Origin of the sequence: uncultured Fibrobacter sp., from assembly GCF_947166265.1 — a bacterium.
Taxonomy (GTDB): Bacteria; Fibrobacterota; Fibrobacteria; order Fibrobacterales; family Fibrobacteraceae; genus Fibrobacter.
On the sequence record NZ_CAMVDO010000005.1, the window covers coordinates 124,462 to 151,198 of the forward strand.

A 26,737-nucleotide genomic window follows, 5' to 3' on the forward strand; every position below is an offset into this window, starting at 1 on the left:
TCGGCAACCGGATTTCGTTTATCTCCCTTTACAAAAATAGCTCCCATCGAATGCGGCCTTTTTCCTTTTTTTATATTTATAATTATGGAACAAGCATCCGTTAACCCGGCAATCGGCTCTATTCTCGATGAGCAAAAACTGAAGAACATCGTCTACCCTGCTAGACTATTCAGGACTCGCCTAAACGAAGAATTTTTACGAGCGAACCGAACCCGCAAGCCCTTCCTCTATATCAAGATGTATGCCCACCAGTACGACTTTTTCGGCTGGGGCAGTCCGAACAAGACCGTCGAGGACACCTGGAAAATCAGTATCCTCACCATGTTTTCGCACCTGCGCTTTATCGATGTCCTCGGATTCCTTTCCGATGGTAGCGGTATCGGGCTCATCTTGCTCAATTCCGACCTTTCCACGCTGGAATCGATTCGAAAGGAAATTCTACACAAGCTGAACGACGCGGGCCTCATCCAGACGCTCCGCATCAAGCCGAAACGTCCAATTTTCGAAGCCTACATCTACACCGGACTTCAGGAAAAGGATAATCTGGAACTGACCGACAAGATCCAGGAATTCAACAGCACCAACGGAAGCTTCTTTACCCTTTCGCGCCTGAACCTCGACCATATCTGGGAACATCCGCATACCATCCGCTTCCGTCACATCATCAAAAGAATTGTGGACGTCACCTGCACAAGCTTTGCAATCGTACTGACGTCTCCCCTGCTTTTGTTCTGCGCGCTCGCCGTCAAGATTAGCGACTCCAAGGGTCCCGTCATTTTCAAGCAGACCCGCGTAGGCAAGAACGGCAAGCTGTTTACCATGTACAAGTTCCGCAGCATGTACGTGGACGCCGAAGAACGCAAGAAAGAACTGATGGCCCTCAACGAGACGGGCGGAAAGACGTTCAAGATGAAGAACGACCCGCGTATCTATCCGTTCGGTCACATTCTCCGCAAGTTCAGCCTCGACGAACTCCCGCAGTTTTTCAACATCATCAAGGGCGACATGTCCATCGTGGGTCCGCGTCCGCCAATTCCATCCGAAGTGGCAGAATACGAACCGTGGCACAGAATGCGTTTATCCGTAACCCCAGGACTCACTTGCATTTGGCAAGTGAGCGGACGAAGCAACATCAGTTTCGAAGGCCAGATGCGCCTGGACAACGACTATATCAAACGCAACGGAAAACTGGGCGACGACTTCGCGCTCATTCTGAAAACGTTCAAGGTCGTATTCAAGGGCGACGGCGCCTACTAATCGACAAAGCATTTCATCTTGTCACGCCCGACATTCGTCGGGCGTTTTTTGAAATCCATTGCATACAAATACATTAAAAACTATATTTAATCTGAATTGTGAAGGAGGTTAGAAGATGATTTGTCCTAAATGCGGTAGAAAATATGAAAACGACATGCCCCAATGCCTGTGGTGTGACGCTCCCAATCCTACAATGAATAAGCAAGCGGAACCCGCACAAGAACCAATTCCAGAAAAGATTGATGGAACAAGTGTAACTGCAGAGCAAAATTACGAATGTTCGGAATCCTCTAAAACTAAAGAACCCGAAGACAACACCAAGCCCCGCAAAGGGACACTTATTTTCTGGATGAGCGTTATTTTCGGTGAGTTGGGTGTACACTGCATTATGAGCGGGAGAACCTTGAGAGGATGGTTGTACCTCTTTTTCGGAGGATTCACATTCAATTTTCTGAAAGGATTTCTAAGTCCACTTAACATCCATTTCCCGCTTGGGGTGCATATTCTGATGAACCTGGCAAGCATCGTCGTTACAGTCCTTGCATGCATCGACGTCTGGAAGATTGCACAAGGCAAATACGTTCATTTCAAAAAAGGCTTTGCATATACAGGCGCAAAATGGATGTTCGCCATTGCCATTTTGTGTTACATGAGTAACGGAATATTTATTGCAGCTTCAACCACCAAAACCATCAGTAACGGATTTTTCAACATAGAAACCTACGAGAGAACCGATGACAACGTTCAAGCCTGTCAAGAAAGCATGGCCTCTTCTGTAGAAGATTACATCAATAGACAAGAGAAATTCTTTGCAGCCGAAAAACGGTTAGGAAATTTCGAAGAAATTGCGTTCATCCCGACCGCATACAAATGCCGCATCAATCACTTTGTCTCACAAGACCTTGGGATAGGGATAAGCATCAAATATAGATCCTTTATTACAGCCTGCAAAACAGGATCCATCTGGACATTCTCTGCGTCCGTTCAAGATGACAAACTCGTCTGGTACACCACCACTCCCAAAGACGAAAATTGCAAGGAAGCGTTCCCGAAACTGTACGAGATTAAATAGTTCGGAGTCACCTGACACCTAATCACTGTCTACTGCCTACTATTTTTCTACATTCAAGTCATGCCTGAAAAGACTCTACTTCTGCTTGACTCCTACGCGCTTGCGTTCCGCATGTTTTACGCCTATTCGCAGAACCCGCTGAAAAACAGCCAGGGCGAAGAGGTTTCGATGATGCATGGCTACTGGGGTGCGGTACTCCGCATTCTCGCGAAGCACAAGCCGACGCATTTTGCGATTGCACGCGACGTGGCTCACACCAAGACATTCAGGCACGAACTTTACCCCGACTACAAGGCCAATCGCGGCCCCATGCCCGAAGAAATGGCGGCACAGATGCCGCTCCTTGGCGAAAGTCTGGAAGCAAGCGGAATTCCGCTCTTGTCGGAACCGGGCTACGAAGCGGATGACGTGATGGCCTCTACTGCCACCGCCGCAATCGAGGCTGGCTTTGATCACGTAGTCATCTTGAGTAAAGATAAGGACATGTCGCAGATTGTAACCGACAAGATCCATCTTTTCCACTTGACAAAAGGCGCCGACGGCATCGACTTTGGCCCCGAACAGGTTCTTGAAAAATACGGACTTCCGCCCGAAAAAATTCGCGACTATCTGGCACTCATGGGAGACGCTAGCGATAACGTTCCCGGCGTTCCGAAGGTGGGCCCGAAAACCGCCATCCAGTTGCTGAACGACTTCGGCGACATGGACAACCTTTACGCAAACCTGGATAAAGTCACCAAGAAGGGATTGCACGACAATCTGGAAAACAACCGCGAAAAGGCTTTCCTCAGCCGCGAACTGGTGACGCTCCAGACAAAACGCGCCTTTAGCGGAAACCTCGACACGCTCGAATACAACGGCCTGCACGTTGATACCTTGGCGCAGATGTTCAAAGATCACGAAATCAACAGCCTGCTTCGCCTTTTGGAAGGTATTCCCAGCAAGACGGGCTTTGTAAAAAAGGTTGGTGAGCCTGCCGAACCAACCAAAGGCCCTTCGGCAAGCTCAGGGACCTTAAATGACGACGGCAAGTTCACTGAGCCTGCCGAAGTGAATCAGAATAAAACAATCGATGCACCGCCGACATACATTTGCGTCGATACTGACGAAATCTTCGAGCAGATGAAAGCCGAATTTGCCGCTGCAAGCACAGTAGGCATCGACACCGAAACCGACGGACTCGACCCCATGCAATGTAACCTCGTGGGGCTTTGCCTTTCGGCAGACCCCGCCAAGGGCTACTACATTCCGCTCGGGCACTGCGACGACATCGGATTCCCGCTGCCGACAGGTCCCAAGGGCAATTACGACTTGAACAAGGTAAAGGCATGGTTCAGCGAATTCATCGCCGACAACGCGCCAGTCGCAGGCACCGAGAAACCGCGCGAACTCGTTTTCCATAACGCAAAATTCGACTTGCATGTACTCGCGCGCGCCTTCAGGATTCCGCAGAGCGCTATCGACAACGCGAACCTCATCGACACGCTGATTGCCGCATGGATGCTTTCGCCGGGGCAGTCGGGCCTTGGTCTCGACAACCAGGTGATGCAGCGCCTGCAGCACGAAATGATTCCGATTGAAAACTTGATTGGTCGCGGCAAGAATCAGATTACTTTTAACCGAGTCAACATCAAGGATGCAACAGAATACGGCGCCGAAGACGCAGTCTATACGCTTCGCCTGTGGGAACCGCTCCGCCGCGAGCTAGAAAAGCTCGACTACGTGAAGTATTTCTTCGAGCAAGAAATGCCGCTCTTGAAGGTTCTATACCAAATGGAATCTGTGGGAGTCGCAATCGATGTTCCCACCCTCAAGACGCTGGAACAGGAACTGCAACGCCGCATCGAAAATCTTGAAAAAGAAATCTGCGACATGGCGGGAGTCGAATTCAACATCGGCTCGCCCAAGCAACTCGGCGAAGTCCTTTTCGATACGCTAGGACTTCCGCAAATCAAGAAGCGTAGCACCGACGCCGTCGTCCTCGAAGAACTCAGCTACAAGGCCCCGCACCCAATCGTTTTCGCCGTCATCGAATACCGCGAACTCAAGAAGATGCAAAGCACCTACATCTCCGTGCTCCCGACGCTGGTGAATCCGGATACCAAGCGCATCCACACGAGCTTTATCCAGTGGGGCACCGCAACGGGCCGCCTTTCCAGCCGCGATCCGAACCTACAGAACATTCCCGTTCGCAGCGACCTCGGTAAAAAGATTCGCGCATCGTTCGTTCCGCAGCACAAAGACAACGTTATCCTCGCGGTAGACTACTCGCAGATTGAATTGCGCATGCTCGCCCACTTGAGTGGGGACGTTGCCCTTATCGAAAGCTACAAGGAAGGCATCGACATTCACGCCCGCACCGCTGCAGCCATTTACGGAGTCAAGCTCGACGAAGTCAACAGCGATATGCGCCGCGATGCCAAGGTGGTGAATTTCGGCGTACTCTACGGCATGACCGCCTTCCGCCTAAGCCGCGACCTGAAAATTCCGATGTCGCAAGCAAAGGACTTTATCACCGGCTACTTCGACATGTATCAAGGCGTGCAGCGATACATCGAAGACATCAAAGCGGCCGCCCACCGCGACGGCTACGTAGAAACGCTTTCGGGCCGCCGCCGCTACATTGCAGGCATTGACTCCAGCGATCGCATGGAATCGCAGATGGCCGAGCGCATGGCCGTGAATACTCCCGTCCAAGGCTCCGCCGCCGACCTCATCAAGATTGCGATGATCCGCATCCAGAAGCGAATCAACGAAGAAAACCTTCCACTCAAGATGATGCTGCAGGTGCACGACGAACTCGTATTTGAATGCCCCCGCGACCAAGTGGAACCCATGTCGCAAATGGTGAAAGCCGAAATGGAAGGCGCCATGCAGCTCAAGGTTCCGCTTGTCGCAAGCGTCGGCTTCGGCGAGAACTGGCTAGAGGCGCATTAAGCAACCCTAAACCGGCGAAAACCTTATATACAAAAAAAAGCTCCCCGAAGGGAGCTTTTTTAAATAACCTAAAACTTCACCTATTAGTAACCACCAATGGTCGCGGTGCAGTTAAGGGGCTTGACAATCAACGGAGATGCCGGAGCAGGTTGAATAGCCTTATAATGAGACACTTCAACACTTTCACCATTAAGTTCAACCTTGCAATCCGCAGTGGAGCCGTTGAAGCTAATCGCACTAGAGTAAGGATGCGTGATGGTATAAGTCACACCTTCCTTCAGTGTCTTTTCATCATCTGTTGCTGTCGACAAGTCAAATTCGTTTTCAGGACCTTCCGTACCCCTAACAGCCGGGCATTCAAATTCCTGAACAGAATTGTCATCATTGCTGACGGTAACCTTCGGAGCAACAGTAGTCTCACTGGTAAATGTATACGTACCGATTTCCGAAGTTCCTTCTGCGCCAGACCACTGGTATCCCGTAATCGTAGCGCCTGCAGAACTACATGTCGCCGTCCAGGAAACAGTTGCACCTGAAGCTCCGGTATAATCGTATGTAGACAAAGCTTCAGTTGTACAAGTACAGGTAATCGCGACACCGTTCACCTGCAGCGGAGAACATTCAATTACAGAATTCTTCATGCCCATCGTCACGGTCAGCGTGGCCGTTTTCTTACCCGATGTTCCATAGGTTACCGGAGAAGAGGTCATGCCCGTACCATCACCGTCGCTACCGAAATTCCATGAATAGGATGCGCCAAGGAAATCCTGCATCGAACCTTCCGACAAATTCGGGGTAAAGTTCCACGCAACAGAACCACCCTTGTCTATCGTTGCCTTACCCGGGGCACAACCACCAAGGCCAGTCACAACTACGCCACCGGCAGAAGAAGACGAACCGACCGGGTCAGTTCCACCAACCGAGGACGAAGAACTCTTAATCACCCAACCAGCGCTGCTCTTGGGAATCGTTCCGTCGCTACTGCTATTCACCGTAGATTCCGAAGAAGCTACGTCTCCCTCGCTGCTCATCGGGGCGTCGGGATCTTTCAAATAATCGGCATAAGTCAAGGCGCAGCCCAGGCTATCGGCCTTGCAGCTTTCAATCGCCTTTTTCTTCAACTCGGCTCTTTGTTCGGGCGTGGTGTACTGGTCAGCCACGATACCGTCCATTTCATCGTACTTATTGATATTACCTTCGCCACAGGCCCAAAATGCTCCAGTGGCAACCAGCGCAGAAAGTCCTGCCAAAAGTTTCTTATTCATATAAAACCTCTTGTGCGAAAAATACATTATTAGAAGTCAAAGCGTTACAGTTGTAAGCATTTTCGTGTCTAAAAGCACTGAAATTTGCCCTTTTTCGCGTATTTTTGCGATTTTTTTACAAAAACTATTCTTCTTCCACCGAAATCTTGCGCTGGCCGGTAATGAACTGGTGCACGTAAGGGTTGCTGGTGTTCTTGATTTCATCCACGGTGCCCACTTCGATAATGCGGCCGTTGTAAAGCATCGCGATACGGTCGGCCACCTTGAAGGCACTCACCATGTCGTGCGTCACCACCACAGACGTCACCCCGAGCTTGCTCTGCATATCGAGAATCAAGTCGTTAATCACGTCACTCGTGATAGGATCGAGGCCGGTCGTCGGTTCGTCGTACAACAGGATTTCAGGGTTCAGGGCAATCGCGCGAGCCAAGGCAACGCGCTTACGCATACCGCCCGAAAGTTCAGACGGCATCTTGGTGCGGAATTCAGGCACCAGGTTAATCATCTGGAGCTTTTCGGTCACCACATCCTGAATCTGCTTTTCGGAAAGTTCCGGGTGATGTTCACGCAGAGCGAACGCAATATTCTCGCCGGTATCCATCGAGTCAAAAAGCGCACCCATCTGGAAAAGCATACCCATCTTGCGGCGGATAGTATGCGTATCGAAAAACTTCGGCGTACTGATCGTTACACCGTCCACTGTTACCTCACCACCGTCCGGTTGCAAAAGGCCGATCATGTGCTTTAGAATCACCGACTTTCCGCCACCGGACTTACCGATAATCACCATCGTCTCGCCACGGCGAATGTCAAGGTTCACGTCGCAAAGCACATCCTGCGGGCCAAAGGATTTTTTCAGTCCCTTGAGGCGAATGGCAATATCGTTCGGATCGATTTTTACGTTAGGCATAACTTACCTTAGAAGAACAGGATAGCATCCATCACAAAGTCAGCAATCAAAATCATGAGGCAGCTGGAAACCACCACGCTCATGGTAGCAATTCCCACGCCGCGGGCACCCGCCTTGGCATTGATGCCGTGGTAGTAACCCAGCAAGAAAATCAGGGTTCCAAAGACAAACGACTTGAGCACCCCGGACCACAAGTCCATCGGGTCGAACAGGTACTGCATCCCAGTTACGTAGGTATAGGTCGTGATGTCGAGACCGAGCACGCACACGATCCAGCCACCGATAATGGCAAGCGCATTCGAAATCACCGTAAGGCAGGGCACCATCGTAAAGAACGCCACAAAACGCGGAAGCGCCAAGTAACGGTAAGGTTCAAGTCCCAGCACCGTATAAGCCGCAAGTTCTTCCTTTTCTTTCATGGAACCGAGTTCTGCAGCAACAGCAGAACCCACGCGGCCCGAAAGCACGATCGCCGTAAGGAGCGGTCCAAGTTCAATCAGGATCATCTTACACGCCGCCGTCCCCACAAATTTGTCTGCAACCAGGTTGTGGAATTCGAATTCCGCCTGCACCGTCGCGACCATGCCCGTAAAAATCGAAGTCACGAACAGCAACGGAAGCGATGACACGCCAATCGAAATCATCTGCTTCACTATCAGCGACGGATTCTTATGGACATACCGCATCTGCTTGAGCGTATTCAACAGGATGCACACCACCTCACCGATATTGGCAATACCGGTCACGATAATCTTTCCAAGCCAGGCAAAGGGGAGTACTACAAACGACATACGCTACTTCCTAGAAACTCCCGAAATCGGTTGCACCCATATCGCTACTGTCATCGTAGGCGTAGGCCTCGCCACCGCCCTCTTCTTCGGGGGCCGCGTCGTAGAAGGTCGTATATTCCGGAATGAACGTCATCGGAATATCCTTGACCGAACCGTTACGGTGCTTTGCAACAATCAGTTCCGCAGAATGTTTGTCTTCTTCGCGGTGAGTCTGCACGAACTTACGTTCCACGAACCACACCATGTCGGCATCCTGTTCGATAGAACCCGATTCACGAAGGTCAGACAGCTGCGGGCGTTCGCGGCCCTTTTCTTCGACCTTACGGCTAAGCTGGGCAAGAGCAATCACAGGAATCTGCATTTCCTTCGCGAGGATTTTCAAGCCACGGGAAATCGCGCCGATGGCGACCGCGCGGTTTTCTTCCTTGCCGGTTTTCATCAGCTGCAAGTAGTCGATAATGAGCAGGTCAAGCTTGTTCTTGCGCTTAAGCTGACGCGCCTTGCTCATCAGTTCCATAATGCCCAGGTCGGCATTATCGTCCACGTAAAGAGGCGCCTTCTGAATAGGCGACACGGCGGCGATCAGCTTTTTCTTTTCATCGCTGTTCAGGTAACCATTACGGAGCTTGCTCTGGTCAATCTGCGCTTGCGAACAAAGTAAACGTTGCGCGAGCTGGACGCCATCCATTTCGAGGCTGAAAAAGGCTACGTTCTGGTTGTAGTTGATTGCAGCATTCGCCGCAATCGTGAGCGCAAAAGACGTCTTACCCACACCGGGGCGGGCCGCCAAAATAATCAGGTCGGAACGCTGCAAACCGTTCGTGAGTTCATCGAGTTCGGTAATGCCCGTACGGATTCCCGTAATGCCGTCCTTGCGATTGTTCAGGCGTTCAAGGAGCGGTGTCACAAAGCTCTGGATAGGCTTCAGGGAGTCTCGAATCTGGTCGTCGGCAATGGCAAAGATGTCGCGTTCGGCGTCCTGCAAAACCTCGTCGGGTAAAGCGGCCGGATCCATCGCATTCTTGATCACCGTCGACGAAGACTTGATCAACTTGCGAAGCGTCGCCTTCTTGCGCAACAGTTCAATATGGAACTCCACGTTCGCCGAAGACGCCACCGATTCCATGAGTTCGAACAGGTATTCGCGACCGCCCACGAGCGTAAGCTTGTTCATGGTCTCCAGTTCGGCGGCAAGCGTCACCAGGTCGATCGGAGTCACGTTGCGGTTAAGCGTACAAAGGGCCGTCCAAATCAGCTGGTGCTTTTCCAGATAGAAAAAGCTTTCGTCCTTGATAATCATGACGGCGTTTCCCATCACATCGGGGTCACGCAAAATACTTCCCAGCAGGCAACGTTCGGCATCCAGGTCCATCGGGACCTGGCGACCTTCGTAACTACTCTGTTGATTTTCAAAATCAGCCATAACACCTTAGCGACGAATCATTCCTCGTCGCCATCCATCATAATTTTAAGTTCTTTCAATTTGCGCCACAAAGTTGCACGGCTGATTCCAAGCCGCTTGCAGACTTCGGTTCGGTTATTGTCGCATACACTCAAGGCATGCAGAATGTGCCTACGTTCCATTTCTTCGAGCGAAAGCAGTTCATCGGAAGATTCCTCTGCAGCATGCCCCGCCTTCTTTTGCTTGTCGGCACCGTCAAACGATATTCCGGGGATTTCAACCGAGGGCACCACCACTTCGCTTTCTAGCGCACCATCCTTGATATGCGGAATGGCAACCGTCTGTTCACGGGCTTCCGCCTGTACTTCTTCGGGCAAGTCCTCCAGGTGAATCACGCCACCTTCGGCAAGGACAATCGCATGTTCGAGAATGTTTTCCAGTTCGCGGATGTTGCCAGGATAAGAATACTTGGTAAGCGCATAGAGGGCCGCCGGTTCCACATCGACAATTTCTTTCCCCTGCGCATCCTTGTTCTTGAGGATAAAATACTTGATCAGGTTCGGAAGCGCCGCCTTGCGTTCCCTGAGGGGCGGAAGTCTTAGGTGGAAAGTGTTCAGTCGGTAGTAAAGGTCTTCGCGGAAAGACCCGTTCTGCATAGATTCCTGCAGGTCGCGGTTGGTCGCCGCCAAGACGCGCACATCCAAGTAGCGAGGTTCAGTCTCGCCCACGCGCCGAATTTCGTGACTCTGCAAAAAGCGCAACAGCTTGACTTGCGTGGCTGCAGACAGCTCGCCGACTTCGTCCAGGAAAAGGGTTCCGCCATTCGCGGATTCAAACAGGCCCTTCTTGTCGGCGGTCGATCCCGTATAGGAACCTTTCTTGCTTCCGAAAAGTTCGCTTTCCACCAGGTTCTCGGGAATGGCGCCACAGTTGACCGCCACAAACGGTTCGGCCGAACGCTTGCTGTAACGGTGAATGACATTTGCCAGGAATTCCTTGCCCGAACCGGACTCGCCGGTGATAAGCACGGAGCTGTTGGTAGGCGCCACCTTGTAGACCGTCTTGAGAATCTTGCGCATCTCGGGAGTGTTTCCCAAAAGTCCGTCCAGCACCTGGGATTCCATCAGCTGGTTGTTGGACTTGTTCTGCAGCTGCGACTGCACCTTTTGCGCAAGCGTTTCCAGTTGCGAAACCGTCAGGGGCTTTTTCAGAAAACTGGTCGCACCGCGGGTAATCGCAGATGCCGCCCCCTGCCAATTGCGGTCATCGCACAAAACAAAGATTTCGATTCCCGGCTTGAGTTCCTTCAAGAAACTCACCATGTCCATATTGTCTTGCATCAAGAAAGGCACCTCGACAAACGCAAGGTCTATCGGGTTCTTCTTGACGATGGGCATGAGGTCTTTTTCGTTACGGCACACCAACAAGTTCGCTCCCGGTACTGACCAGGAACGTTCCACACCGTCGATAAACTTCTGATCCAAATCCGCGATCAGGACATTCATCGCGAACTCTAGCTGTGGCTCTTGATAATTTCTTCGACTTTAGCGCGAAGGGCTTGCAGGTCCACGGGCTTGTTGAAGGTCGCCGCAGCGTCAAAATGCTGGGCAATCATCAGGTAGTCCTCACCAGAGGTTCTTCCACCACCGCTCACGGCAATGGTACGGTCGCTCATCCCCAGGCGGCGGAGATCCAGAATGACCTCGTAACCATCAACATCCGGCATAATGATGTCGGTGATGATGACATCGTAGGTCTTGCTCTGGTACAGAGCCTTCGCCTCGCGACCATTTTTCGCAGTCTCCACGTTGTAGCCCTTAATTTCCAGGGCAGACTTCAACATCAGATTGAACTGCTCGTCGTCGTCGATAATCAGAATAGTAGGCACTAATCCTCCTTCGTTTCGGTTTCCAATGGCCAATATAGATAAAATGTAGTTCCTTCGCCCAAAGTTGTCTGCACCGTAAAGTAGGCATTACCCTCTTTTAGGAGCCTTAAAGCAGAAGAAAGGCCCAGTCCAAGACCCTCGCCGGGTGCCTTAGTCGTAAAGAACGGTGCAAAAATACGTTCCAGGGTATTGGAATCCATGCCCGTACCCGTATCGGAAATATCCATCTTGGCATATTTTCCCGGGGGAACCGGAGGAGCGTAAGGCATCACCAGCTGCGTTTCCAGCACAGCCTCCTGCAGTCTAAAGGTAAGCCTACCACCGGTCGTCTTCATGGCAAAAATGGCGTTATTCGCAAGGTTGCTTATAATGCGGTCCAAAGAAGCCACGATTCCCTTGATCTTCAGCGTTCGGTCGAGATCGTCGCTATGCACCACAATGTTCGGCGGAAGCGTCAAGGAAATCTTCTTCACCACGTCTTCGATAATCATGTACGGCGAGAATACAATCGCAGGCGTTGCCGCGTTCGCATTGCCGCGGATGGCGTTCAGCAGTTCGCCGAGCGAAGTCTTGCCACGTTCAGCGGCCTTGAGCGCCTCCGTAATGAACATATACGCCTGGTGGTCGGGCGGAAGCATTTCCTGCGCCAGCTGGCAGAAACCAATCTGCGAACCCAGGATATTGTTATAGTCGTGGGCAAACGCGCCGCACATCGTTCCCAGTTCTTCGAGTCTCGAATGAATGAACTTTTGTTCGCGCAGCATGTTACGTTCCTGTTCAAGACGCCGCTGTTCAGTCATATCCACCTTAAGGAATAGCACCTTATACGGAGCGCGCCCTTGAATGATCGGAATGTACATGTTGTCAAACGTCTGGATAGGTTCGCCGTCCTTAGAAAGCCTGTTGGCTTCGTCCTGCGAAATTTCCTTGCCCGTCTTATCCTCGAAAGACGTGTAGACCATGACTTCGCCATTTTCGCGGGCCTCTTTCTCGTAGGTCGTAATATCTTCGGGATTGTCGCTTGCGCCCCAACGGGGGCCGCGTTTTTCCAGGTCCTTGTCGTTTTGCATCTGGAACACGCCGCGTTCGCTCTTATACCACACTCTAAACGGAAGCGCGTTAATCAGCGTGTTCAGCACATTTTCCTTTTCCGCCTTCACGTGGGCTTCCTTGTTCAGGCGGTCCTGATAACGCACCAGGTCATGCGTATATTCCACGTACTGTTCGTTCAGCGTCTTGATATTCTGCTGCAACAGAAGCGTCTTGGACTGGTCCGCAAAGTAGGCGACATTTATGACCGAGGTCAAAGTCTGACGGCACTTGAAAAAGTGAATCCTGAGCACATGGACTTCTCCCCCCATGCTCACGCGAACATCGCTATACGACGACTCGCGGAAAAAATCGAGATTCGGCGGGAACAGGCTCTTGATGGACTTTCCATGCAGACTGGCCGACGACTGTCCAAGCAGCTTGGAGGCGCCACGGTTCACGTACTCAATGCGGCCACGGTCATCGAAATAAATGATACCGTCGTCAAGCCTGCTGATGAGTTTCTGCAAGAACCAGTAGGCGCTCTTGTCCCTAAACCTCGCCGAAGTATAATACTGTCCGCAAAGAATCGCAAGGAACAGGCAGATAAACTGATGCCACACCAGGAAATGGAAACTGCCCACCCAGACTTCGAAACGGGTCGCAATCGGAATCACAAAATCAAAAAGCGTTGCAAGGACAACCAGCACAATGTAGCAGCCCACCATATAGGCCCCCGTCTGCGTCACGGTCGCATCCAGGGAATGTAGCGTACCGCGCAAAAGCTGATAAATAGTCGCAACGCACGAAGGCAGCACAAAAATCAGGTAGGCAATCGTGAAGCACACGAAAATAGGATAGTTTTCGAAAGGCCGGATTCCTAGAATTTGTACATTCGTGACCGCTTCGGGCGCAATGATTAGCAACAAAGTAATCAATGCGACCGTCACGCAACCCATCACAGAAGACATCATTCCCGCAGAACTGCGTTTGTCGAACAGAACCAGTTCGCCAATATCATAGGTAACCATTGTTACGCGAACCCAGAACAAGGCCTGAATTCCAAACAGGAGCATACGGCCCACATAGGCCGGTGTTCCCACCTCGATTTCTCCACCGAAAAAGATAATTCCGATAATCCCGCCCAAGTTCCAGGCAATGTTGATGAGCGTCATCCGGCGCAGCGGTACCGGCAAGTAATGCATCGAAATTTTTCGTCCGAGCATCATCGGGAACGATAGTGACAGCGCTAGCGCCACTACCGAAAGTACCAGGAGGTACGGGGAATCGGAATACAGACTTTCGGACATGCTACCTCATACGGCGAACACCAAACGTTTCCGTCTTGTCGTAAGAATCCTTTCCACTAAAGTGTTCCACAGTTTCTTCGTCAAGATTCATATTCGGAATAAATTTACATTCCAAATCGATCTTGTAGATATAGGCACCCGTCGCAACGGCCCTTCCTTGCTCGGATTGCAGGCCTACACTGGTATTTGCCCATTCCACATACATCACCACCTTGCCCGTCTGCGACAAATACTTGTCCGACGGCAAGCTGTATTTTTCCGAAAGGCGGTTGACGTAGTTTCCCAGGTTGGTATAAATCGGGAGCGAATACTTTAGCTCGAGCGAATCCCAGGCGGCAGCCGTTCCCCCCGGAGTTCCACGCGGAATCGTCATATTGATTTTCCAGATAGCGCCATGAATCGCCATCGTATCGATTCCTTCTGCAACGACAACGCCGTTGTTTATCAGGTCAAGCCGATTCGTCGCCGGGTTCAGCACGTAAAGTCGAATACTTTCAGACGAGGCCACCTGAGAACGAGCGGAGCCACCCGATGTCGAAACGAGTTCCTGCAAATTAACGTTGAACTTGATTTTCGGCTTGCCGCTGCTCGTAATCGGAATCCAGGGGGCATTCAGCGACGGAATATTTCCATGGCCATCGACTAGGGCACTCAATTCCTTCGGTTGCAGGCGAACGTAGTCACCGTCGTTTACCGCTAGTTCACTTTCCTTGCTGTACGTCGCAGAGAGCACCATGTCGCTCATACCGACAGTCACCAGCGGGAGCGACTTTCTGTAAATCGCCGTATCGCGGTCGCCCTGCTTCTGGCGGTAATACGTCATCGACGAATCCACGACCTTTACCGGTTCGCTGAGGTTCATGTCGAGCATATCGTACTTGCTTGACTTGGAGAAATCGATAAAGGCGGTCACGATGACAGGTCCCACCTTGTCTTCGGCCAAGGAGGAATCGGCTTCATAGGAGGCACCCGTGCCCAAATGCTGCGTCACAAGGCCCGCACCCGTCACATCGGAACCATTCAGGAAACCTTCGTAAGTTCCGCTGGTAATGCCGTAGACGAAAGGCGACGGCAAGTCGAGTTCAGCACTCATACCATCGGCGGCATAGGTCGGAACAGTTCCTGCCACCCACAAGGTTTCGGGAACGTTCCTACCAAAGACAAGCGAAATGCTATCCGGATAATGCTTCGGATCGATCGCCCTCACGTATTCCATGTGGATATGCTCGGCGGTGCCATCTTCGTCCTTGTCCGTAATCGAGGCATAGGTGATAGGAACCGGAAGCAGCTTTAACGTTATGCGAAGTTTCGGTTGTCCGCACTCCGTAGAGACGCCGTTACCGCTCTTGTCCTTGATGTCACTTTCAGCAAGGAGCTGGGCAAACATACCCTCGGTGACAACAGAGGTTCCGTTCGCACCAAAGGCGATTTCAAATTCCCACACGTTTCTAGCATCATTGTAGAGTCTCGAGAACTTGACTACGGGGGCGCTTTCTTCCGTATTGCCGTCCTTTGCAAATAGCTTTACCGGCCACTGGTCACCCGGTGCAGAAATCGGTTCGCTGAACTGCATATAGACGCGGTCGCTTGTCGCCGTATCGAGGCGTTCCAAAACGGCAACCGCCAAAAGCGTCGGAGCCATGCCGTCCTGGTAGAAGTCCGTGTGGCTTTCCACCTTTCCGTCTACATTCGACGACAAGGTCACGGAACCGCTCGGATTGGTATTGACCGACGTATCCTTGACAGAAGCCCTGATCAAGATGTTCTTGCCATCGCGCTTGATAATATCCGTCGTGGTAACCGTATCACCCTTGTACGTATACGTCACCGAATTGAAAGACTGATTTTCCTGGTATTCGTTCGAAAGTCGAATATCAAGGGCGTCGGGAACGTTATCGCAATCGGTATCGATCATCTTTGCAATATCGATAATCGGCCAAGGCGGAAGTTCCTCGATAATCAGCTCCGGATTACTCGATTCATACGCATATTGCGGCGAATTCAGCACACTCACAACCAAGTGCGTCGAAAGGACCTGCTCGGAACTCACGTAGAAAACGGCTTCGCCATTTTCAAGAGTGATGGTAGTTGTCGGAATCGTCGCCGTAGGCGAACCCCAGAAGAATACGTCGCCTTCGGCAACGCCTAGTTCAAGCGTAAGGCGCACCGAATCCAGGGAACGCTTTCCCAAGCTGTCGAGCAACTGCACACGGATCTCCACCATCTTGGGAGTTCCACCCGCCACCGTCTGGTAGGTCTTGTAAGTCGTCTTGTCGAACACCAGGTATCGCTTTTCGAGCGGATCTACAATCGTATCGACTTCGACGTTCGTACGCATCACGGCACAGGCGCAGTCATACTTGTTCTCGGATTTCTGATTTGCCCCGTGATTATGCCAGCTCACCCATTCCATGTAGTTGTTGCCATACGCAAGAGTCGTATCCATTGCGAATTCAAAGGCATCCCTGCGGTTCGCGGGCACATAACTGAAGATAGGCACGTTGTTTCTTATCACGGTCGAGCCATTCATTTCGAGGTCATCCAGGAATCCCGTCGGAGAAACCCTACTCTTGCCCTTGTAAGTTGCCACGGAGTCGCCCGTTTCAATCGAGAAATAAGGACTCTGGAAGGGCTTTTCAAATTCAAGAGAAACGGTGCGAGGCACCTGCGGACCATTTTCAGGAGTGTAATCCGGACCATAGCCGTAAATATGCTTGCCATGATAATAGACCGTCACATAGGGGTCCTTCGTAAAGGCAATAACCTTTTCACCATTGGAATTATATTCAAGGAATGTTGTTTCTGAGCCTTTAAAGTAGGGAGCCTGCGTCAAGTCAATTCCCTCAAAGTATTCAGGATCGTCTTCAGCAGTATGCGGACGGAGCGACCAGGACCCTTCAATGTCCTTGAAGGTAACCGTCTTTACACTATAATCGTAACTATGGAATATGACCTGAATAATCAACTGCCCCGAAACTTCTAGAGTTCCCTTTACATTGATTGGCAGGTAGTATCCGCCATGGCCGTCTGACTGAGAACTTCCAAACGTGATATTGATGGGCTTACCCATTTGACCATCGCCACCAAAATTCTGGTGGCAGTTCCCTAGAGCCGCCAAGTTAGGATCCTTTAAGTACAAACGGACTTCGAAATCTTCAAAGGGGATGGTATCGTTGTTTGAAATGGACAAAATAAACGCTTTACAATCTTGCCATGAGCTGCAGCTAGCTTCAGAACCGTAGGAACTTGGCTTCATAAATATGGCAAGGTCTGCATACGCGGCTTCGCTTTCAGTGGTAAAGCTGTAGCCCGCACCGCCATTGTCATCTTCCCTCATTCCCGAAGACACGCTAAAGAAATAGGTCGTTCCCGGAGTGAGGTTATTCAAAAGCACCTCGTGGAAAAGGACTGCACCGTCGGTCGACGACTGCGATTCGCTTAGCGAGCTCATAGATTTTCCATATTTAACAAGGCCATTGGAACGCACGTCCGTCCACCAATAAATCTTCGCACTGCGGTTATCGACCTGGCAAATCGTCACGCCACTAATATTGGGGTTAGCTTCCGTCATCGTAAACTGGTACCAGAGTCCATGGTTATCGTCCTTGCCCAAATTACCCTTGGTATCCATTCCTTCCAAGAAGAAATAGTAAGTCACGCCCATTTCAAGACCTTCGAGAACGACCGAGCCGCCCTTAGAAGCCGTAGTCTGCTGCACCGACTTCGCGCCACTCACATCGGGAGTCGTATTGTAGAAAACCGTCACCAGGGCAACCTCGTTGGCATCCCAGCTCACGATTGCAGAAGTCTTTGTAATCGGAGTTCCCGCAATATTACTGAACAGGGGCGCCTCGTTGTCTGGCGGAAGCGTCTGCGCCAAGCTCTGGGCCGGGAACAGGAACTGAGCCGAGAAGTCGATACAGGTTTCAGTCGATGTATATTTTTCCCAGTCTTCAATCAAGGTCTTGTTCGGAGCACGGCCACCCATCAGGGCACCAATCGGGCACTTGTACTCATAGGGCATTGCACCGGCGTTGTAGCCATCGGGGTTTGCCGAACGGTTATGCGGGTGCTGCGGGTTCTTGTCGCCTGCCCCCATCAAAAGCGAAATATCCCAGGGGTTCGCACCCAGTACATAGTACATATTGTCGAGCGCCACCTTCAGGTAACGTTCATCCTTTGTCAATTCGTACAACAGGAACACCGCCACGGCAGAACCCATGTTGTAACGCATCACGCCCCAGTCAAAACTTGTCCACACCAAGTTATAGGGAGGCTCCACATGGAGCGACGAAGCCCCTTCGCGAGGTTCCCCGTCTCCAGACCCCGGATAAGTTGCGGCAATGGAATCGCCATTCGAATTCGTCTGGACCTGCTTGCGGAAAGACGCCATCACGCGCTTGGACAGGGCATTTCTCTCTTCTTCAGATATGTTGAACTTTGTTTCATATTCGGGGTCGTTCAATATCAATTTCTGAATTGCAAACAGGACGTACGCAAAAAGGTTCTGGTAGTCGGTTGCCCAGGAGTTGTTGAAACCAGGGCCCGTTCCCAAATACCCCGCTTCAAAGAAAGCTAGGTCGAATTTAGCGGTTCCGTTCGAATTCAAGTCCTTGTTTTTATACAAGTCATAAGCGTACATGGTGTCGCCGGTGGCATACCAAAGCGAGACGGCGGCAGCGGCGGCATCGTCTTCGCAAAGACCCATACCGCTATAATAGCCCTTTCCGTTAAATTCGGGATTTTCATGACGGTAGGTCGTCGCTTTGCCCTTTCTAGCACAACCATCGGGACCGGAATAATTCTGGAAAGTCGGCTTCACGATCTTCGAATAAATGGTCTTTGCCGCATTCAGGAGGGAATCCGCATAAAACGGGTTGTAGGGCTTATAGCCCGCCGCTACGTTTGCAAGCGTTGCTGCATAGATGCCCGCCACGTTCGTGCCAATTCCACTGATGACTAAGCGTTTCGGGCCACCTTTTGTCTGTTCCTGCTGGTCCTGACGTTCCGGCAAATCCCAGTAGCTGTGGTCGTAATCACTCATACCCACCGTATGGTACATGTCCCCCTTTTCGATAAGGCCATCTTCCACAGAGGCGTTATACAGCTTCAATATATAATCGGTTCCCATTTTCGCTTCGTACAAGACGTCGGGAATACCGTCGACAAATGTCGTATCGGCATAGGAATGTCCAAAGCGGTCTTCCGCCTTATTCATATAGGTCAAGTAAACCATCGAAAGCACGTAGGATGCATAGCCCACCGTTTCAGCCACCTTGAAATGATCACCGCAATCGTGCCAGCCACCCGTCAAGTCGTGACTCACTTCGGAGCCATCCTGCAAATGGCACGCCTTGTGGAAATGCGAATCAGTGTTACCGCAACGCTGAATGCCAAAGAACATCAGGGACTTTTCAAGAATCGAATTGTAGACTGCAGGATGAATATGGAACGTCGCCGAGGTGTCCGGTCCAACCACCACAAAGAACTCACCCGGCGAACTCGGAACAAAGCCCGTAAAGTCGGCCCTGTAAAGCGCTTCCTTTTCCGTACTGACAGAATCCAGATTTCCAAACGTGTAGATGCTTTCCAGGGAATTAAAGGCGCCCCTCACCCAAATGTTTGGCTTTACGACACTGGGATTAATCAAGCTTAAGGAGCCGCTCCACGCCTCGGCACCACTCTTGGCATCAATCAGCTTAAACTTAGTGTCTTTCGGATCGGCAACGTATGCGTACTTGTAATGGTCCGGCCTATAACCCGCCTGGTTCACGCGAATGGCTCTACGGTTGTAGACATTCATCGAGTCCAAGTAGCGACGGCTATGCACCTTGTCGGTACGGTCCAAGTTGGGCAAAGCATCCGCGAGGACTGCGTCCGCGGCAAACAGTGCCAAAAGCAACACTAATTTAACCATTCTTTTCATACTCTTCCTTTTTATCCTCCACCATCTTTAAACACAAAAGAATGTGACCCTTTCGGGAACACATTCTTTGAGCATTATAGCACAGTGTCTAAATCCCTAATCATAGTCCTTTTATCAAGCGAGACATCTACTTTTTGGTTCTCCTGAAGCCGAATGTCTTGGTAATGGCATCGGATTCCTTCAGTTTTTCCGTACGGTCTCCTTCATCAGGTTCCTTCGGCAGGTATTCGCTCATCGCTTCGGTTGCAAACTTCGCTATGTACGGACCCGTTCCGATTTTCTTTCCTCCGGCACTGAGGGGGTAATCCTCGGGAGCGCACCATTCCAGGTTAAGGGTAAGGGTACTGCTTGCCGATATGTACTCAGCCACCGATTCCGAAGTAAACTCGTAGCTTGCCCTGTTGATATAGGCACCCATGTTGGTGAACAAATCCACTTCAAGCTTGATTTCGTAGTTGCGCTTCGGTTCGCCGTTTTCCGTGCTATCCTTGACATCGGGCAACGCGATTTCGATCACGAACACCGGACCAGCATGGCGGTAATCCTTAATAGGTGCGCTAAACACGTCTTTGAGCTTGCTTTCGCCCGCGGCAATCACAACCGTTTCCTTGTCCTTTGTCTCGGCAGTGAGGCGGAAGTTTTCGTCCGGCAAGAGAGCCTGTCCACCATAGTAGACAGAATCGGCATTCCTGCCCCTCGCGACATTTTCGGCCATAGAAATCGAGAACTTGATGTTGGACACAGAACCTGCCACCGGCACCCACGGGGTACCGTAACCGGCAAACATTCCGGCCTGATCCTTGAACACCGACGTTTCTTCATCCGAAATCAGACGCACGGAGTCCGCAATCCAAATGGCCTTTTCGTTCTTATGCCTGTATCCAAGACGGGCCGTCGTCGTATTCGGGGTGTATTCCAGCGACAATCCCGTACTAGCCTTGAGATCGAAAATGACCTTCGGTTCACCATCGCGGAAACGTTCCACCACGGCAGAGTGTCCGCCCACGGTATCCAGCGGTTCAGAGAACGTCAATGTCACATAGTCCTGCGATCCCTGGGATTCGTCGTTCTTCACGTCGTAACCCTGCCAAATCGCAGAAAGGATAATCGGCGGGCACTTGTCAACGACAGAATAATACTTGTCGAAGAAGCCTCCCTCGGGGCCAAGGCGCGGAGTCACTCGACCATAACCGTCGTAAGGACCGTTCGTCGTACCGTAGGCAAACGTATTCGACGGCGTAAGCGGAATCGAGATAATCGAAATCGTGTCGCTCACCTGGACAGAATCGATCGTCACTTCGCCCGTCGTAGAATCAAGCGTCGAAGTTTTCTGCCAATGCTGCGAGAATTCCTTTGTATGGACCCAATTGGAATCGCTGCGCTTAAAGCTCAACACTTCGGGTTTCTTGCCCCATTCGACCACAAAGCTATCCAGCATGTCCTTGTCGCGGAGTTTCTTTTCGAACTTCATGTAAAGTTCATCGACATAGCCGTCGCCTTCCTTGTCGCGCATTTCAGCAAGCGTCACAGGAACAGGCTTCGGAGTTTCCACAATCTTTACGTTGTCCTTACATCCAGAAGCGGGATCCAGGTAATTGAACGCCTTGTCCGCTACAGAAGAAGCCTTGACGCGCACCTGTCCACCCACCGGCAGGATCTTTCCTTCGGTATTTCCGGTTACCACATATAGCCAGCTCTTGCCGTCGTTACTTGTAGTCGCCTTTCCAACCACGCTAATGTCTACCGACGCGCCATCCACCTCGTAGAACCAGGTGTTCAGGGAGGCGAGCAGAACAGGTTCCGTAAAGGCAACCATCAAGGTATCCTGAACAGACCTAGGCTCCGGGTTTTCAAGAATCGTAAAGCTCAAAAGTCTCGGCAAGATACCGTCGGTAATAGGCACCCTTTCGATATTGGTCGCCCCTTCGGCCTTCAGGTATACAACGGACATACCCGTAGGTGCAGCCGTTTCCTTGATACCCAAGGACTGCGGCAAGTCCACAAGGACTTCGGAATTGTTCAGGGCCGCCGACTGATCGACCTTGAGCGTCACAGTATCCGACATACCCGGCAGATAGACGCTGATACTGTCGAAACTGTAAGCCGCTTCGAGCACGTTACTGAATTCAATCAAGAGCTTGTCGGCAATATTGTCACAGTCGGTATCCTGAGCCAAAACCTTCTGCGGTTCGGGGTACTTGGATTCTGCATAGAAGCTCTGCTTCGACACATCTTCTTCGTCGTCGGGGTCAATGTAAATCACCTGGATAGTGTCACCCGCAAAGAACGAAATCTGGTTACCGACGCGACCTTCCTTAGGAACAGACACCGCCGAAATGAGATACTCGCTCTTGAACGTTCCCGGATTCGAGGAATCCTCGATCATCTTGACCTTCAAGGTGTCGGCCTTCTTGTTGTTGATGACAAGAACGTTAATCGTCGAGCTGGTGTTAGCCTTATCCTTATCCGTCAGGTAAATGTAGAACTGCGTATTTTCAGGATCAACAGGCTTACCGTCCACAGAAACCGGGCTTCCGTCTTCCCTCTTGATCGTAAGGCTAGAGGCCGTCAGGTTACCACGGGTGAACTGTACGTAGTAGGTGCGGTTGATAAAGGCGCAACCACCGTTTTCGGCACATTCGGCGCATTCTGGGTCTGCACCGGCAAAAATCGTGAGGTCCACCTTGTTGCTACCGATCTTCATCTTGACCGGAATGTTCAAGGACCAGAGACCGGTCGAGTCAATTTCTCCACCGCCGGATGTGACGTTGTAGTGAGCAACGATAAGGTTGTCTTCTCTTCTGAGCAACAGGATTTCTTTTCCGATACGCTTGACATAGGTGTCGATTTCGGTACCGTTCGCCCAAATGCGCGTGATAAAGCCGCCTTCGGACACGTGAGCATAGCCCTTCACGAACACGGTGCTGCTCGTCTGGTCGATCTGCACGTACGAGTTATTGGACACATTGAACGGAGCATCAAGCGACACATCCATTTCATAATGGGCACGCTTAGTCGTCATTTCCTGGTAAGAGGGACTGTAACCCCAAATGAATTCGTCCTTGCGGTAAACGGTAATATACGGGTTTATCGCTATTTCCACATCCATATCGCCATAGTCTTTGGATTCTTCCGGCATACCATCATAGTCAGCACCATCCACCAGGAATTCGTGCGGAGCCCAGGACCAGTCGCCAGACTTTGCATTCAGTACTTTCTTGGGAGGCTGGCGAAGCGTCTCACAAGTCTTGAAACCGTCATTTGAAATACCATAAGAGAAGGCGAAGTCCAATCGGATTCTGGAGGCAGACTTCATTTCTGCTCCACCAAGAGGAACAGGGAAGTAGTAAGAATACTTACCTGTAGCCGCATCATAGGTATCTTGCAACTGATGCGGTCTTGCATTTCTCATCAACTTGCGAACATCATTACCAACATCGATTCCATCCTTATCGAGAAGCGGATGGTTAAAGCCAGCTTCATCATAAGCCTGCAGAATATCCGTATCAATAAGGAAGGCGCAATTGTCCACTTCTTCGGGCAATGCCGTAAAGTACAAGCGCAATTCAAGACTATCAAAAGGTCTAGATTCGTTATTGTAGATATTCAAATTCAAGTTCTGAAGATTGTCGAACTCGTATTGGTAGGCACGGACGCTAAAGTCGTACCAACCCACCGGAGTCGTAAACTTCAACAGGTCACCAGTTTTTTCGTCGGTGTTTGCAAATTGACCATTGCTTTCGACCATATAGTAATAAGTCGTCTGTTCCTTAAGGCCACCAATTTTTACATAGTGGAACTTGGTCGGAATGCCGGACACATCGGCATTGCCAGAGCCACTGTTAAAGGCGTATTCAGCAGCCGTCGTATGGGGAACTGTATCCCAATAAACCTTGGATTCGTACTCGCCATTCGGAGTGTACCACATGATTTCGGCACTGTCACCGAGCATGTTACAGACGGTCACGTTCGCAATTTGTGCGCTTTCCACGGAGTTGAGCGTCGTAAAGCTAAAGGGAGTCTTGGTGGAATCGACCATGTACTTATAGGTAACGTTGCTCGTATTGTAGGCATTTTGGCCTTCAACATAGAAGTAGTAGGCGGTTCCGTTCGTAAGGCCACGCAAAACAATTTCATGCTGCACACCGGACTTGTTTTCGTCTGAAGTAGCGGTAGTCGTCATCGAGCCTTCGGCAGTTCCATAGTAAATAGTAGCATTTCCACGAGTGGAAAGCTTCACCATCACGATTGCAGAATCCATGCTCACATGGCGAATTTCCACGCTCACACCCGGAGCCGCCGTGCGGTCAAACTTGGCGGCAGCAAGCATACCCGAACTTACGAGCGTCGCAGCAGCGTCAATACAGGTTTCAGACTTGTGGTAATCTTCCCAGCTCTTATTGTCGGGCACCATCGAGTTTGTCGTTCCCGGAACAACACCACCATAAAGGGCTCCTACAGGCGGTCTATACTTGTAAGAGGCGCCCGGCATATTCTTGCCTTCGGGGTTAGCAGCACGGTGGTGCGGGTGAGCATCGTTCTTGTCACCGATACCCAAAATGTACGACACATCCCACGGGTTCACGCCCAACAGGTAGTTCAGCTGGTTAATGGCAAGCTGGTGCATTTCATCGGCCTTCCAATCCGCATCACCCATATTCGGAAGCGTCAGATTCTGCTTTTCAATATCCTTTGCCACATCGGCGTATGCAAGCACTTCGAAAATGTTGCCCGCCTGGTAACGGTTGTAAATCCAATCCTGGTCCGTCTGCATAGAATACCAAATCGGATCGTATTTCACCTCATTCATTTTCCAGCCAATGCCATTCCAGCCAGTGCTCTTAGGCAATACGATTGTCGCTGTACCCTTACTAACATCACCCAAGTTGAAAATCATGTTCACGATACAGTCTTCAATCGCGTTCAGGCGTTCATCCGCGGTGAGTCCGTATTCGTTTATAGCCTTGTTTTCATCGGCAAGAATCAACTTATAAAGAGCGTAGGTCGCATAGGCGTAAGAGTTTGCCCAGCTGGTATTCTTGCCATTTTTCAAGAAGCCCTTGTCCGGCGACACGAACCAGCCACCCTTGAAGTAGCCCGGACCGTCCTGTTCATTCGTCGGCTGGCCCGTATACATATTCGTGTTACGAATCATGTCATCGGCATACTGCTTTTCGCCAGTTGCATAAAGGAGCGCCACAGAAGCCAAAGCCATGTCATCCACGAATTCGTTGTTACCGTTATAGGCAGGGCTAGACCATTCGGCAGCTTTCTTATTGTGCGTGAAAGTTTTTCCCTGGGCAAGATCCTTACCGAACTTATACATTTCCCTAGCAACCTTCAAGCAGCTGTCAGCGAAAGGCTTGTCGTATTCGGCATACATCTTGCTCAAAATAGCGAGACCCGCGGCAGTCTCACCACCGATATTTGCACCGATTTCACCCAAGCGCACGGTTCTAGAAAGCGGACCACCTCTGCGAAGTGCCGGGTCTCCCCTACTGGGGTCCAAAGGCAACTTATCCTGAGATTCCGGGCGTCCCCACCAACCGTGGTCCGAACCGAAATCACCCACAGAAAGCGCCATATCGTCAATGACTCCCTTTGCACGTTTGTAAGCGCGCAATACAAAGTCGGCACCATGCTTCGCTTCGCGCAACATGTCCGGAATACCATCCCTATTGACCGTTTCACCATGATTAAAAGCATAGTGGTCTTCGTCGGCATCCGCATTCGTTGCGGCCATCAAGGCTGCCACCATAAAAGCATACATCTGGGTCTGGGATTCCTTCAGGTGGTCACCGCAGTCATAATAACCGCCTTCCAAAGTCCCTGCTAGAGATTGATCAAATGAATAGACACCGGAATCCGAAGAGGCACCACCATCTAAGGTATGGCTTGCCGGATGGAACCAGGAATCACCATAACCACTACGGTTAATGCCGTAGAACTTAAGGGCAGCGTCCTTCACCATGGTGTACACCTTATTGCTCACAATGAAGGTGCTCGAGATATCGTTGCCCACCTTGATACGCAAACGGGTCTCCGTAGGAACAGTGCCCGGAATACGTCCCACCTGAATAATACCGGACTGACCCGTGATGTCGACCTGGTATCGCTTCTGGTCATTAGTGGCCGCATTGGTACCAGCAATAATCGTCCAGTCAGAAGACGTCTGCTGACCGCTATTGGCAAGCTCTCCTGTCACCATCGGGTTCAAAGATTTGCCATCAACATCCACCACTTCGAAAGTCGACGCCGTACCAATGTAGTAAAACTGCTTTTCAGGATCACTTTCCAAATAGCCAGCTTGGTTAATACGGATTGGCGACATACGGTAGTTGATCGCATCAAGATAAGCCTGATTCAGCGTATCAGGAATCAGCGCGTTCGGTACATAAGACGCCGGAGTACGGTTTTTGGGCACCATATTGTGCTTAGTCGTTACAGTCGTGTCGTAATGATCGAATACCGTCGTATCCCATGTCAATGGATAAACCGGACGAATCAGGTCATAAGGAGTCGGCTGTTCCTGTTCAGCGGCCATCACGGCGGCAGCGGCAAACAGGGCAACGGTCAAAAACTTCTTTATCGGCACAAACGCCTCCTTTCATATACAAGTAAGGGACGGACACGAAATGCGTCCGCATCAAAGCCCAAATACACACTCTATAAAATAGATTTATAAAGCCAAAATGTCTCACGTCAAAAGCAGAAAATGTTCCCTTTTTGCTCCCCTAGAAGACATTTTTTTATGACCTAAAACACGTTATTTTGAATAAAAGTTTTTGGTAAGAAAAAAGCGAAATTAAGTTTAAGAATGTTTACAAAACGGCAGTTAAAAAAGGAGATGCTTCCGGAACGAATCTGTGGCAAACTACTCAAGTATAGATCCTTCGACTACGAGCCTTACGGCTCTCCGCTCAGGATGACACTATAAGAAAAAGGCCGAC

General features: G+C 50.8%; 12 protein-coding genes. 3 read left to right on the forward strand and 9 right to left on the reverse strand.

Annotated elements, in window-relative coordinates; translation table 11 throughout:
- Positions 1–84 precede the first annotated feature (84 nt).
- The 3 genes from Q0W37_RS04420 to polA all read left to right on the forward strand — a co-directional run bounded on the left by Q0W37_RS04420 (position 85) and on the right by polA (position 5,266).
- Positions 85–1,257 (forward strand): sugar transferase, encoded by a 1,173-nt coding sequence (locus Q0W37_RS04420; RefSeq protein ID WP_297699159.1) that lies wholly within the window; start codon positions 85–87, stop codon positions 1,255–1,257.
- A 115-nt stretch (positions 1,258–1,372) separates the two neighbouring features.
- Entirely contained in the window at positions 1,373–2,329 is a 957-nt protein-coding gene (locus Q0W37_RS04425) for a hypothetical protein (RefSeq protein WP_297699161.1), read from the forward strand.
- Between the two features lie 60 nt (positions 2,330–2,389).
- Positions 2,390–5,266 (forward strand): DNA polymerase I, encoded by a 2,877-nt coding sequence (gene polA / locus Q0W37_RS04430; protein ID WP_297699163.1) that lies wholly within the window; start codon positions 2,390–2,392, stop codon positions 5,264–5,266.
- 83 nt (positions 5,267–5,349) lie between these two features.
- Here the strand turns inward: polA and Q0W37_RS04435 are convergent, their stop codons facing one another.
- From Q0W37_RS04435 to Q0W37_RS04475, 9 genes are all read right to left on the reverse strand, one after another.
- Positions 5,350–6,531, reverse strand: coding sequence for a hypothetical protein (locus tag Q0W37_RS04435; RefSeq protein WP_297699165.1), 1,182 nt, complete (start codon positions 6,529–6,531; stop codon positions 5,350–5,352).
- 124 nt (positions 6,532–6,655) lie between these two features.
- Complete coding sequence (locus Q0W37_RS04440; protein ID WP_297699167.1) at positions 6,656–7,441, reverse strand: ABC transporter ATP-binding protein; 786 nt, start codon at positions 7,439–7,441, stop codon at positions 6,656–6,658.
- 8 nt (positions 7,442–7,449) lie between these two features.
- Positions 7,450–8,232, reverse strand: coding sequence for an ABC transporter permease (locus tag Q0W37_RS04445; RefSeq protein ID WP_297699169.1), 783 nt, complete (start codon positions 8,230–8,232; stop codon positions 7,450–7,452).
- Positions 8,233–8,242: 10 nt separating this feature from the next.
- Positions 8,243–9,655 (reverse strand): replicative DNA helicase, encoded by a 1,413-nt coding sequence (gene dnaB / locus Q0W37_RS04450; RefSeq protein WP_297699171.1) that lies wholly within the window; start codon positions 9,653–9,655, stop codon positions 8,243–8,245.
- 17 nt (positions 9,656–9,672) lie between these two features.
- Positions 9,673–11,139, reverse strand: a complete 1,467-nt coding sequence (locus tag Q0W37_RS04455; protein ID WP_297699173.1) for a sigma-54 dependent transcriptional regulator — start codon at positions 11,137–11,139, stop codon at positions 9,673–9,675.
- Positions 11,140–11,147: 8 nt separating this feature from the next.
- Positions 11,148–11,522, reverse strand: a complete 375-nt coding sequence (locus tag Q0W37_RS04460) for a response regulator (protein WP_297699175.1) — start codon at positions 11,520–11,522, stop codon at positions 11,148–11,150.
- The gene (locus Q0W37_RS04465; RefSeq protein WP_297699176.1) at positions 11,522–13,861 is read right to left on the reverse strand and encodes an ATP-binding protein; all 2,340 of its coding nucleotides are present in this window, start codon (positions 13,859–13,861) and stop codon (positions 11,522–11,524) included. Before Q0W37_RS04465 ends, Q0W37_RS04460 begins: the two co-directional genes overlap by 1 nt.
- 1 nt (position 13,862) lies before the next feature.
- Positions 13,863–19,787 (reverse strand): glycoside hydrolase family 9 protein, encoded by a 5,925-nt coding sequence (locus Q0W37_RS04470; protein ID WP_297699178.1) that lies wholly within the window; start codon positions 19,785–19,787, stop codon positions 13,863–13,865.
- A gap of 127 nt (positions 19,788–19,914) precedes the next feature.
- Positions 19,915–26,382 carry a glycoside hydrolase family 9 protein gene (locus Q0W37_RS04475; protein ID WP_297699180.1) on the reverse strand — a complete coding sequence of 2,156 codons (6,468 nt, stop codon included), beginning with the start codon at positions 26,380–26,382 and terminating at the stop codon, positions 19,915–19,917.
- Positions 26,383–26,737: the final 355 nt, after the last annotated feature.

Coding starts and splice junctions, on each gene's coding strand:
- Q0W37_RS04445 (WP_297699169.1), bottom strand. CDS start 8,232: ATGTCGTTTGTAGTACTCCCCTTTGCCTGGCTTGGAAAGATTATCGTG.
- Q0W37_RS04420 (WP_297699159.1), top strand. CDS start 85: ATGGAACAAGCATCCGTTAACCCGGCAATCGGCTCTATTCTCGATGAG.
- Q0W37_RS04465 (WP_297699176.1), bottom strand. CDS start 13,861: ATGTCCGAAAGTCTGTATTCCGATTCCCCGTACCTCCTGGTACTTTCG.
- dnaB (WP_297699171.1), bottom strand. CDS start 9,655: ATGGCTGATTTTGAAAATCAACAGAGTAGTTACGAAGGTCGCCAGGTC.
- polA (WP_297699163.1), top strand. CDS start 2,390: ATGCCTGAAAAGACTCTACTTCTGCTTGACTCCTACGCGCTTGCGTTC.
- Q0W37_RS04435 (WP_297699165.1), bottom strand. CDS start 6,531: ATGAATAAGAAACTTTTGGCAGGACTTTCTGCGCTGGTTGCCACTGGA.
- Q0W37_RS04425 (WP_297699161.1), top strand. CDS start 1,373: ATGATTTGTCCTAAATGCGGTAGAAAATATGAAAACGACATGCCCCAA.
- Q0W37_RS04470 (WP_297699178.1), bottom strand. CDS start 19,787: ATGAAAAGAATGGTTAAATTAGTGTTGCTTTTGGCACTGTTTGCCGCG.
- Q0W37_RS04455 (WP_297699173.1), bottom strand. CDS start 11,139: ATGAATGTCCTGATCGCGGATTTGGATCAGAAGTTTATCGACGGTGTG.
- Q0W37_RS04440 (WP_297699167.1), bottom strand. CDS start 7,441: ATGCCTAACGTAAAAATCGATCCGAACGATATTGCCATTCGCCTCAAG.